Origin of the sequence: Pseudomonas alkylphenolica, assembly GCF_004025535.1 — a bacterium.
GTDB lineage: Bacteria > Pseudomonadota > Gammaproteobacteria > Pseudomonadales > Pseudomonadaceae > Aquipseudomonas > Aquipseudomonas alkylphenolica_A.
The window spans coordinates 68,101-79,752 of record NZ_QJRG01000046.1; the positions used below are offsets into that span (position 1 = coordinate 68,101).

11 protein-coding genes are annotated in these 11,652 nt (G+C 60.7%); 4 read left to right on the top strand and 7 right to left on the bottom strand.

Annotation, left to right across the window (positions count from 1 at the left end):
• Positions 1–6 precede the first annotated feature (6 nt).
• Both DM813_RS15300 and DM813_RS15305 read right to left on the bottom strand, forming a co-directional pair.
• Positions 7–1,272: an OmpP1/FadL family transporter gene (locus DM813_RS15300; protein WP_128324238.1), complete on the bottom strand. Its 1,266-nt coding sequence runs from the start codon at positions 1,270–1,272 to the stop codon at positions 7–9.
• Positions 1,273–1,403: 131 nt separating this feature from the next.
• Positions 1,404–1,703, bottom strand: a complete 300-nt coding sequence (locus tag DM813_RS15305) for an ArsR/SmtB family transcription factor (RefSeq protein ID WP_128324239.1) — start codon at positions 1,701–1,703, stop codon at positions 1,404–1,406.
• 190 nt (positions 1,704–1,893) lie between these two features.
• Here DM813_RS15305 and DM813_RS15310 point away from each other — a divergent pair, with 190 nt between their 5' ends.
• Complete coding sequence (locus DM813_RS15310; RefSeq protein ID WP_128324240.1) at positions 1,894–2,334, top strand: YeeE/YedE family protein; 441 nt, start codon at positions 1,894–1,896, stop codon at positions 2,332–2,334.
• Positions 2,331–2,726, top strand: a complete 396-nt coding sequence (locus DM813_RS15315) for a DUF6691 family protein (protein ID WP_128324241.1) — start codon at positions 2,331–2,333, stop codon at positions 2,724–2,726. Before DM813_RS15310 ends, DM813_RS15315 begins: the two co-directional genes overlap by 4 nt.
• Positions 2,727–2,794: 68 nt before the next feature.
• Here the strand turns inward: DM813_RS15315 and DM813_RS15320 are convergent, their stop codons facing one another.
• Together DM813_RS15320 and DM813_RS15325 are read right to left on the bottom strand one after the other, a co-directional pair.
• The gene (locus tag DM813_RS15320; protein WP_128324242.1) at positions 2,795–3,019 is read right to left on the bottom strand and encodes a hypothetical protein; all 225 of its coding nucleotides are present in this window, start codon (positions 3,017–3,019) and stop codon (positions 2,795–2,797) included.
• 761 nt (positions 3,020–3,780) lie between these two features.
• Entirely contained in the window at positions 3,781–3,975 is a 195-nt protein-coding gene (locus tag DM813_RS15325; RefSeq protein WP_128324243.1) for a hypothetical protein, read from the bottom strand.
• Between DM813_RS15325 and DM813_RS15330 the strand changes: the two genes are divergently transcribed.
• Together DM813_RS15330 and rmuC are read left to right on the top strand one after the other, a co-directional pair.
• Positions 3,974–4,402: a tetratricopeptide repeat protein gene (locus tag DM813_RS15330; protein ID WP_128324244.1), complete on the top strand. Its 429-nt coding sequence runs from the start codon at positions 3,974–3,976 to the stop codon at positions 4,400–4,402. The genes DM813_RS15325 and DM813_RS15330 overlap by 2 nt on opposite strands.
• A gap of 179 nt (positions 4,403–4,581) precedes the next feature.
• Positions 4,582–5,970, top strand: coding sequence for a DNA recombination protein RmuC (gene rmuC / locus DM813_RS15335; protein ID WP_164897258.1), 1,389 nt, complete (start codon positions 4,582–4,584; stop codon positions 5,968–5,970).
• On the opposite strand, the gene DM813_RS15340 is transcribed toward rmuC, so the two are convergent.
• The 3 genes from DM813_RS15340 to DM813_RS28465 all read right to left on the bottom strand — a co-directional run.
• A complete protein-coding gene (locus DM813_RS15340; RefSeq protein WP_128324246.1) occupies positions 5,942–9,415 on the bottom strand; it encodes a hybrid sensor histidine kinase/response regulator in 3,474 nt (1,157 codons plus the stop codon). The genes rmuC and DM813_RS15340 overlap by 29 nt on opposite strands.
• A gap of 144 nt (positions 9,416–9,559) precedes the next feature.
• Entirely contained in the window at positions 9,560–10,675 is a 1,116-nt protein-coding gene (locus tag DM813_RS15345) for a DUF6708 domain-containing protein (protein ID WP_128324247.1), read from the bottom strand.
• The coding region (locus DM813_RS28465; protein ID WP_164897257.1) for a hypothetical protein at positions 10,676–11,652 on the bottom strand (977 nt) is incomplete at its 5' end.

Below are 11,652 nucleotides of genomic sequence, written 5' to 3' on the forward strand. Positions count from 1 at the left end.
GCTGTTTCAGAACGTCCAGGCGTAGGCGGCGCCGAGGATGTCCTGGCTCATTTTAAGGTTGGCTTCGCCGCCACCGAACGCCGCCGGGATGGAGCCGTTGCCCTTTACCTCCTGCTCGAACCCGTGGGTGTACGCCAGGCTCAGCTCATTGCCTGGTGAAACCTGCCAGGTCAGGCCGAGGCTCAGGTGATCCTCGATCACGCCGGGGGCGAGAATGTTGAGGAAGGTCTGGTCGCGCTGCACTGGTTGCTCGGCGTGGCTGAAACCGCTGCGCACGGTCAGTTCAGGGCTCAGTGCGTAGCTGACCGCGAGCTTGTAAACCGTGATGTCCTGCCAGCCAAACCCGGGACCGTCCTTCGAACCGAAGTTCGCGCCTGCGAACACGGCCTGGGCGTCGAAGTCGTTGCCGACCGAACGCACGTTGCCGTATTTGATGGTTTGCACGTCGGCACTGAGGGTCAGGCGCGGTGTCAGCGTGTACGACAGGCCTGCGCCATAGTTCTCCGGGATATCGAAACTGCCGCTGTCGGCGAACAGGCCGGCGTAGCGGTCGAATTTCTGTGCCTTGATTTTCGATGACCAGGTCAGGCCCAGCGTCAGGTTGTCGGTTACCTGCCCTTGCCAGCCCAAACGCAGTCCCCAGCCGGTGGAGGTGTCGTGGCCGCGGTCGTTGAGGTTGTCGGCATCGCTGGAAAACGCGGGGTTGGCGAAGGCGCTCAAGCCTTTGGCGGCAAACCGCTGATAGACGAAATTGAGGCCAATCCCAAACGACTGGTGTTCGGTGAATTTGTACGCCAGCGATGGTGTGACGAACACTTGCGCGAGATCGACGCCAGCACTGCCCTGGCTGCCAAAGGCTGCATAGGGGTTTTGCTGGTAGTCGGTGTTCATCCCGCCATTGCCGTAAAGCGCCAGGCCGACGCCTAATCGCTCACTCAGCTGATGGCTGTAGCCAATCTCCGGTAGCAGGAAGTAATTGCGATTATTGCCGTCGTATTGACCATTGGCGCCGAACGCGTTGCCTTCGACTTCAGCACCACGATCAGGTGCGAACAGCGAGGCGCCGATGTCGAGCCGGTCACCGATCCAGGCGGTCCCCGCCGGGTTGTTTGCCGCAGCGAGCCCGTCCTGTGGCTGGGCAATGCTGACGCCGGCCTGGCCTTGCGCCTTGATGCCATATCCATGAACAAAGTAACCGTTGGTTGCGAAGGCATGTGGGCTAGCGGCCGCGCCAAGGGCTACGCAGAGGGCGAGAGGGGGGATCGATTTCACGTGATTGCTCCTGAAGGTCAGCCGTCACTGGCCGCGTGGGAGCAGATTTTTAAACAATATATATAATGTTTAAAAGTAATATTAATACATACCAATATTCGAAATCTGAATAAGAGGCGGGGTGAGAAGGTTCAGGTTTTCGGGCAGTAGAGCGCGTACAGGGTGCCGAGCAGTTGCAGGGCTTTCGGGTCTTTCACCGAATAGAACATGCGCTTCCCTTCACGGCGCGTCGCGACCAGGCCTTCGCTACGCAGCACGCCCAATTGCTGAGACAGATTGGGTTGCTGGATGCCCAGCAGCTCTTCCAGTTCACCGACCGAACGCTCACCTTGGCTGAGCTGGCACAGCAACAATAAACGGTCCGGATGGCTCAGGGAGCGCAACACGGCTGCTGCGTCTTTAGCTGCCAGACGCATCTGCTGAATATCCATAAGGTCCTGAGGTTTCCGCTGGTCACTCGAAGAAGCGCACAGTATAAGAAAAAAGCCACCGGCTCCGAGAAAAAAGGCCGGAAAAGTAGCGCCGTGCAAAACGGGCTGGAAACATTATCTGATTTTATATAATGTAAAAGAGCATATTGATTGCTCTTTCCACGCTGTATCGCCCTTGCCGAGGCTAACCATGACGATCGACTGGCAACATTTCACGTGGTTCCACGCCCTGTTGGGCGGGGTGTTGATCGGCAGCGCCGTCGCGGCCTTCATGCTCCTCAGTGGTCGCGTTGCCGGGATCAGCGGGATTCTCGGCGGCCTGTTGCGCTGGCAGGCTCACGACCGTGCCTGGCGCCTGGCCTTTCTGGCAGGGCTGGTGTTCGCCCCGTTGCTGTATGCCGCAATCTGGCAACTGCCGGAGATCGTTATCGACGCCTCATACCCACTGTTGTTGATTGCTGGCGTGCTGGTGGGGTTCGGCACTCGCCTGGGCAGTGGCTGTACCAGTGGGCACGGCATCTGCGGCGTATCACGCGGCGCGTTGCGGTCATGGGTGGCCACCGGTGTATTCATTGCTGTTGGTATCGTCACCGTGTACCTGCTGCGTCATGTGCTGGGAGGCGTCGTATGAACAATCTCATCGCGCTCGCCTGCGGGCTGCTGTTCGGCCTTGGGCTGCTTGTTTCGGGGATGACCGAGCCGCAAAAAGTGCTCGGCTTTCTCGACCTTGGCGGGTTATGGAACCCTTCGCTGGCCTTTGTCATGGCGGGTGCGGTCGGCGTTGTGGCGGTGGCCTATGGCATCGCCAGGCAGCGCTTGCCGGCACTCACTCACACCAAGATCGATAAAAACCTGCTGCTGGGAGCCGTTGTGTTCGGCATAGGCTGGGGGTTGGCGGGCATCTGCCCGGGCCCTGCGGTGGTGCTGCTGGGCACCGGGTCAGCCAAAGGCGCAGTGTTTTTTCTCGGGTTGCTCGGTGGCATGGCCCTGTTTGAGCAGTGGGTAACGTACCGCAACCGATAAAGCCAAGTGCCAGGCATAAAAAAGCCCCGCGAGAGGGCGGGGCTTGAGCGGTTGCAGCGAAGCGCGGGTCAGGCCACCAAGGCCTGACGGGTGCGCTCGATCACCGCTTGAAGCGGCTCGGCCTGGCTGTACTGCTCGGGGTACAGGCGCTCGCTGTGACGGGCAATGCCGTGCTCGTTGACCAGGGTGAAACTGAAGCCGCCGTTGCGCGACGCCAGGATCAGACAGTTCAATGGGGCAAATGCCTGGGAAAGGGTGCTAATCGCAGCCTGAGTATGGATAGAGTGAGTCATAGTTATTAGATGTTCCTGCAATAGACACGGTTTCGATCCGTGCACACTTAAAACGTTCCAGTGACGCCGTGATTTAGTCTGGGCGAAGAACCTGCCTGGAACAGGGCAGCCAGTTTTGAGCGCATTTATCATGTGGCGCTGGGCTGACTGGTAGGTACGTCAGAGGGCAGGCAACACACCGGGTCGAGGTTCTATGCCACGGGGTGAAGATCCTGATCAATCTGCAGGTTGGTTCGGTCAGGGTAAGAAGTGATTACCTGGGAACCATCGAGTGGGCCGGTCCTGGTTTCAACAGGCGCTGTTCCAAGGTGGAGCAGGGCGCTGTAAGGACTGCTTTGGCCAGAATTGACTTTCAGCTTGGTACTAACGGTGGCAAGACTACAGCAACGGCCGACCCTTGGCAAGGATTGCTGGCTTGTCATCAGAGGAGCCGACCAGTATCTCGCGTTTTTTCCTTGCTGTGAAGGGCCCTCTGGCGGGGATCACGCAGGGAACGGTCCAATTTCGTGCAGTGAACCGCCTTGCTTTGGGGCGGTTGTACACACTTGGCGCAGCGGCTGTTACAGCGCTGCAACAGCAGTCGACGAGGCAGCCAATGACTTGACCGAGAACTTAAGTCAATGAAAAAAAACACTTATTTTAGCTGGTGAAAAAATCGTCAGTTTGAGCCAAAGCCCCATTTCATGGGGGTTTGCGGGGCATTGGAGGGGGTTGTCCACCGAGTTATCCACAGCTTCTGTGGATTGTCCCGAGCGCTTGCTCTAGGACGGGCGTGCCAGCTTTTTCCGATGTGTCGGACAATCCTTACGCATCTTTCTGGCAGGGGAAAATTCCTCGCCGGAGGTCAATAAAAAAACATGGAAATATTTTGTAAAAAGTATCGCCAGCGGCAGGGCCATTGTCGGAAAAATGGAGTAGAGTGGCGCGCCTCTCGAGTTGCCTTCGCTGTTGGTCATGAAGTTTCGCACCAAAATCCCTGCCATTGCTTCCGCTCCCCCGACCGTGCCCGAGCCCAAGCGGTTCACCTTGAAGGTGGCCCTGTGGCTGCTCGACAACCCGCGGCTGGGTGACAACCCCAACGTCAAGCATTTTGCCGGTCGCCTGCTCAAGCAGCCGGCACGTCAGGGTGTGGTGGTTGCACAAAGTCGCCTTGGACAAATGCTCTGTCGTGATTGCGGTAATGCCCGCGACCGACGCATTGGTCACGATCTGTTGCGTCAGGCCGCACGTGCCGGTGACCGCCGCGCTCAGCTTGAATACGGGCGGTTGTGCGCCCAGCCGCAGATCAATGAGCCGGATCAGGCACGCTACTGGCTGGAGCTGGCCGCCACGCAAGGCTCCCAGGAAGCCCGACGCTTGCTCAAGCAACTGCCAGACGCCTGACTGCAGAGCAGCGGCAAGGCTGATAAGCTCAGCCGTTGTGTTCAGGTGGGAGTGTTCGGGTGGCAATGGCGTTGGATCTGACCAGCCTGGTGCTGGGAATTATGGCGGCCGCAGTGCCGTGCTTGGGTTGGGTGTTTGCACAGCAGCGCCGGCACGCAGCCCGCGAGGCGCAGATGGCCTTGTTCGAGGAGCGCCTGAGCAGCGCCCAGATGGCGCAGGAAGGCCTGCTCGCCCAGCTCGATGCCAGTCGCGACGAAATCAGTGACCTGAGCCAGGCCAATGCCGCCAAACAAGCGACGCTCGCCGCCCAGGCCCGGGAGCTGGAGTTGTTGCAGATTGACCGCGATAACGCCCGTGACGCCGCGCATGCCTGGCAGCTCGAACGTAGCGCACGCGAAGCCGAATTGCGCCGCCTGGATGCCCAGAGTGCAGCACTCAGTGCCGAGCTGCGCGAACAGCAGGAAAGCCATCAGCAACGCCTGGATGATCTGCAAGGCTCGCGCGATGAGCTGCGCGCCCAGTTCGCGGAAATGGCCACGAAGATTTTTGACGAGCGTGAGCAACGCTTTGCGCAGACCAGCCAACAGCACCTGGGGCAATTGCTCGACCCGCTCAAGGAGCGCATCCAGGCGTTTGAAAAACGTGTCGAAGACAGCTATCAGCAGGAGGCCCGCGAGCGCTTTTCTCTGGCCAAGGAGCTGGAGCGCCTGCAGCAGCTCAACCTGCGCCTGAGCGACGAGGCGACCAACCTGACCCAGGCACTCAAGGGCCAGAAGACCCAGGGTAACTGGGGCGAACTGATCCTGGAGCGGGTACTGGAGCATGCCGGGCTGGAAAAAGGCCGCGAGTACCAGACCCAGGTCAGCCTCAAGAGTGCCGACGGCGAACGCTTCCAGCCGGATGTGCTGATCCTGCTGCCGGGCGATAAGCAGGTAGTGGTGGACTCGAAGGTCAGTCTGACGGCCTATCAGCAGTATGTGGCGGCTGACGACAACGACATTGCCCAGGCGGCCCTCAAGCAGCATGTGCTGTCGTTGCGTAACCATGTCAAAGGCCTGTCGGGCAAGGACTACAGCCGCCTCGAAGGTCTGCACAGCCTCGATTTCGTCCTGCTCTTCGTGCCCATCGAAGCGGCATTTTCCGCCGCGCTGCAGGCCGAGCCCAACCTGTTCCAGGAAGCGTTCGACCGGCAGATCGTGATCGTCAGCCCGACCACCTTGCTGGCCACATTGCGGGTCATCAACAGTTTGTGGAAGCAGGAACGCCAGAGCCAGAATGCCCGGGAAATCGCCGAGCGTGCCGGCTGGCTGTACGACAAGTTCGTGCTGTTCATCCAGGACCTGGATGAGCTCGGCAGCCGTTTGCAGCAGGTCGACAAAGCCTACAGCGCAGCACGCAACAAGCTGTGTGAAGGTCGTGGCAACCTGATCAGCCGTAGCGAACAATTGAAGTTGCTCGGCGCCCGCACCAGCAAAAGCCTGCCGGCCGATTTGCTGGAACGGGCCATGAGCGAAGGCGACCCGCTGGCCGCCAGCGCCCTTACTGGGCCAGGCTCAGATGCCGATTGAGCAGGGCGCGCAAGGCGGCCGGCTTGACCGGCTTGGCCAGGTAGTCGAGCCCGGCGGCATGCACCTGGGCCACGGTTTCGCTGTGGCCATCGGCGCTGATGACGACACCGGGCACCGGCTCACCCAGGCGCGTGCGTAGCCAGGCCATCAGTTCGGTACCAATTTCGCCATCGTCCAGATGGAAGTCTACCAGGGCCAGGTGCGGGCGCATGCCGGTGTTCAGCAGCGCTTCGCATTCGGCCCGGTTGCGTGCCGTCCACACCTGGCAGCCCCAGCGGCTGAGCAGGCTGTTCATGCCGATGAGGATGCTGTCTTCGTTATCGACGCACAGTACCTGCATGCCGGCCAGCGGTTGGCCGGCCTGTTCCGCCGGAGTGGCAACGACCACCGCCGGTGCAGTGGCCAATGGCACGCTGACGCGAAACACACTGCCTTTGCCGGGCCAGGAACGTACCTCCAGGGTATGGCCCAGTACGCGGCACAGTCCGTCGGCGATCGCCAGGCCCAGGCCCAGGCCTTTTTCGGCACGGGTCTGGTGGCTGTCCAGGCGCTTGAACTCCTCGAAGATCACTTGCAGCTTGTCGTCGGCAATGCCTGGGCCACGGTCCCAGACCTCCAGCCACAGCTTGCCGTTCTCCCGGCGTACGCCGAGCAGGATCGGGCTTTTGCCATAGCGGAAGGCGTTGGTCAGGAAGTTCTGCAGGATCCGCCGCAGCAGCTTCATGTCGCTGTGCACGCGCAGGCGGCTGCCGCGCAGGCGGAAGTCCAGGCCCTGCTCCTGGGCCAACACCTTGAACTCGGCGCCAAGGGTGTCGAACAGTTCGTTGAGGGCAAAGGGCTTGGGATCAGGTGTGATCTTGCCGTTTTCCAGCCGCGAGATATCCAGCAGGTCGCTGATCAGTTCCTCAGCCGAGCGCAGTGAGCTGTCCAGGTGCTGCACCAGTTGCCGGGCCTCCTGGGAAAAGCCGTCGCCCTGGTGCGAGAGGGCGGCAGAGAACAGCCGGGCGGCATTCAGCGGCTGCATCAGGTCATGGCTGACGGCTGCGAGGAAATGGGTCTTGGACTGGTTGGCGGCTTCGGCGTGGCTCTTGGCCTCGGTCAGCGCCTGGTTGAGTTGCGACAGCTCCTGGGTGCGCTCGGTTACCCGTTGTTCCAGGCCCTCGTTGGCATCCTTGAGGGCCTGTTCGGCTTCGCGGAACGGGGTGATGTCGGTGAAACTCATGACGAAACCGCCGCCCGGCATGGGGTTGCCGATCAGCTCGATCACCCGGCCATTGGGGAACAGGCGTTCGGAGGTATGCGCGCGGCCCTGGCGCATCCAGTGCAGGCGGCGGGCCACGTGAACCTGGGCTTCGCCTGGGCCACACAGGCCGCGCTCGGCGTTGTAGCGAATGATGTCGGCAATCGGCCTGCCAACGCTGATCAGGCCATCGGGGTAGTTGAACAGCTCCAGGTAGCGGCGGTTCCAGGCCACCAGGTGCAGGTTCTGGTCGACCACGCTGATGCCCTGGCTGATGTTCTCGATCGCGCCCTGGAGCAGCGCGCGGTTGAACTGCAGCACTTCGGAGGCTTCGTCGGCGATGCGCACGACGTCCTCAAGCTGCATGTCGCGGCCTTCGATGGCCGCCTTGACCACCGCGCGGGTTGAAGAAGTACCGAGCACACCAGCCAGCAGGCGTTCAGTGTGCTCGATCCAGTCACCGTCGGCGTTCTGGTTGGGGTTGAAGCCCTTGCCCTGGCGATAGGCAAAGCGGATGAAGCTTTGCCGCGCGCGCTCTTCCCCGACAAAGCGCGCGGCGAGGTTGAGCAGGTCGTCGATCTGCACCGCCAGCAACGATCGGCTGTTGGGCCTCGCGCTGGTTTGCTGGCCGATAAAACGCCCGGCCTGCCAGTGTTCGGACACCCGGGTGCGGGACAGAATCGACACCCAGGCGAACAGGGTGAAGTTGCCGGCCAGCGACAGCACCACGCCTTGGGTCAGAGGCGTGATGGGCAGGTCGAGCGGGTTGCCGTGCAGCCACGCCAGGCCCGGGAACAGCTCCAGCGGCCAGCCCAGACTGTGCGCGGTAATCGGCAGCACCAGGGTGTAGAACCACAAGAACACACCGGCCGCGAGGCCTGCGAAGACGCCGCGCCGGTTGGCCTGTTTCCAGTACAGCGCACCGAGCATGGCCGGGGTGAGCTGGGTCACCGCAGCAAAGGCGATCTGGCCAATGGTGGCCAGGCTGGCAGTAGACCCCAGCAGGCGGTAGCTGACGTAAGCCAGCAGCATGATCACGACAATGGTCACCCGGCGTACCGAGAGCATCCAGTGGCGGAATACTTCGAACGGCCGTTCGGCGTTGTTGCGCCGCAGCAGCCAGGGCAGCAGCATGTCGTTGGAAACCATGGTCGACAGGGCTACTGCTTCGACGATCACCATGCCGGTGGCCGCCGAGGCGCCGCCAATGAACGCCAGCAGTGCCAGTGCCGGGTGCGCTTCAGCCAGGGGCAGGCTGATCACGAAGGAGTCGGGCATCACCCCGGGCAGCAGCATCTGCCCGGCCAGGGCAATCGGCACCACGAACAGCGCGGCGAGGATCAGGTAGGCGGGGAACACCCAGCGCGCCAGGCGCAGGTCCTGCGGTTCGATGTTCTCGACCACGGTGACATGGAACTGCCGTGGCAGGCAGATGATTGCCATCATCGCCACGCCCGTCTGCACCACCATCGACGGCCAGTTGATGGTCTCGCTCCAGAACCCCTCCAGGCGCGGGGCCAGTTTGGCCTGGCTGAACAGGTCGTCGAAACCGTTGAACAGGCCGTAGGTGACGAAGGCACCCACGGCCAGAAACGCCAGCAACTTGACCAGCGCCTCGAAGGCAATCGCCAGCACCATGCCGCGGTGGTGCTCGGTCACATCCAGGCTGCGGGTACCGAAGACGATGGAGAACAGCGCCAGCACCAGCGACACCACCAGCGCGGTGTCCTGCACGCGGCTGCCGGTGGCGTCGGCACTGGCGCCGATCAGCAGGTTGACGCCCAACACGATGCCTTTGAGCTGCAAGGCGATATACGGCAGTACGCCGACCAGGCAGATCAGCGCCACTACCACCGCCAGTGATTGGGATTTGCCGTAGCGGGCGGCAATGAAGTCGGCGATCGAGGTGATGTTTTCCTGCTTGCTGATCAGCACCATCTTCTGCAGCACCCAGGGGGCGAACAGCAGCAACAGCACCGGGCCCAGGTAGATCGGCAGGAACGCCCAAAGCTGTTCGGCGGCCTGGCCGACGGCGCCAAAGAAGGTCCAGCTGGTGCAATACACCGCCAGCGACAGGCTATACACCCAGGCACGCAGGCGCGGTGGCAGCGGCGTTTTTCGGCGGTCACCATAGAAGGCAATAGCGAACATGATGGCCATATAGGCCAGGGCGACCACAGCGATCAGCCCACTGGACAGCGACATGACGACTCCGAAACAAAAGGTGGAACTACCGTCGGTGCAACGGCGAACCTCGATCAATCAGTCTGGCACGCCGACGCCGCTTCGTCAGCGCCGACGTTGGTAGCAGTGGCAGAGCGTCGCAGGTGTCAGGCGGGCAGGGCCTGGTCAAACTTCGCGTTCGGATTGCGATTTCCGTGGCTTGCGTGTGCGTCTTGATGTCTTCTTGGTGGGTTCAAGCGTGGGCAGCGGCGGCCAGTCGGCAGCGGTGGACAGTGGCGGAACAGGCTTGCCGGGCAGGCCTGCCTCGCGGATGATGCGCGGCCAGCGCGGTTCCCAGCACAGCAACAGCGAAATCCAGTGCCCCGTGGCGTGCACTGCAAGGCCCGGAGAGGCCAGCGCCACCCAGCAGGCGACCTGCCAGCGCAGCCCGGCGCGCCACAGCGGCCTGAAGAAGTTCAGGGAGACCATGGCCGACTGCCACGGCCACGGCACTTTGCCGAGCAGCTTCTTTGGCACCGGCACTGACTGCGGGCCTTCCTCCATATAGCGGCGGATGAACTCCCACAGGTTGACCAGATCGCTGGTGCCATCGGCGGTCTTGCCGACGAACACCAGGTGAAGATGGGGGAGTCCGGTGATGGCGGGGTCCCAGAATAGAAGGAGTTGCCGACCGGCGTTGGCGGATTCTTCTTCGCCCACAACAGACTGGGCGATTACCTGCTCCCAGTCGAGGACGGCGATGCCACCAGCGAAACGCGGTCGGTGCAGATAGACCTGGCGGGTAACTCGGTTGAAACGGATCAGCAGTCGGCGTTGAACGAAGTTTTCGAGGCGAATAAAGATGTGTGCATATCGGAAGACTAGATAAAAGCATCCTGTAGTCATGGAGGCCAAGACCAGTCCGAAAATGTAATCACCCATAGTTGCGGGATCTTTCCCCCAGTAATACACACCTGTAAACCAGACTGTATTAATCTCTGCGGTGGTGTAAGCGAAGCCGCAAAGAAGATAAATTATCATAAGCGTGGCGTATGTCATGACTCCGCGCCGCTCCGCCATCGCGCCGGACCTTATCTCAATATAAGTTTCGTTAAACTCATAGATTGAGCCATCTGCGCAGGGCGCTTCACTTACGCGATCATGAACTCCGGGCAGATTGTCCTCGTGTTTATACTTTCCTGCATGAGCGTTTGCCACATGCTTTTCAAGCCGCTGCTGCCAGTCCTCGCTTTCGGATTTCGAAGTCTGCGTGTACCACAACATCCATTCAATTAGGTACATTTAGTTCACCGCCTGGAGTGACTCATAGAGCTTCATGAGCTCGGTTTCCTGATTTTTAAATGGCTTGAGTAAATTCCCCGAATTCCAATCTCTGAGGCAGCTATGCCAACACCACTCCTCCATTTCGTCTGGGGACAAAAGAATAATGGCTACGCTGATCCCCACAGTAATGAAACTGCCGATACCAATCAGTCGCAGGAAGACAGGTACTAATCTGGATCCTGCAAATTTCTCTATCGTCAGCACAAATTCGAGCCGGCTATTTTGTCCAACAAGAAATCGCAGTAGCGGCCCTGAGTAAGAAAAAGCTACTGCTGCACCGAGTGCTGAAATTCCGCCTGATACAACTGATCGTGCAAAGTAAGCTGAGGCAAGCGTTTTGTGCTTTTTTTCGGCACTCTTCTGCCCGTCTTCATAGTCGATAAAAGCAAGCATGGTGCCCCCCACCAATGCCAGTGACCCACCAACAAGCCGTAACCCCCCCAGCGAAATCGCCGCACCACGTCCCACCACACCCGTGGGCGCAAAGCGCGTGGCCACCGACTGAACACCGAGCGCAGCCAGTTCGATACCTGCAGCCGTGGTGATCAGAAACGCTGCCTTGTATTCGAGCTTCTCCTTGTCGCCGTTGTCCTTGTTGAAGTATTTGATGCCAAGGACGACGCCCTCGATCAGCGCCATGAGCACGCCACCGCGGATCTGATAAAACTTGCCGCCGCCACCGTTCTGGAACTCTGCCGCGAGGTTGTCGCGTACCTTCCCGATGTGCGAGTTCACCTGGCCCGCCACCCGGTTGGGGTTGGCTGTCAGGCCTGCCGCCGCCAGGTCCTTCATCCGCAGGCTGGTTGTTGCCTTGCCGAGGCCGGCATGGACAAAGCCGAGCATTGGCGCCAACAGGCGCCGGTCCAGGGCATTGCCGGGCATCGCGGTCATCAGGTACTGGTGCAGGGACGAAAACAGTGAAAGCACCAGCTTGA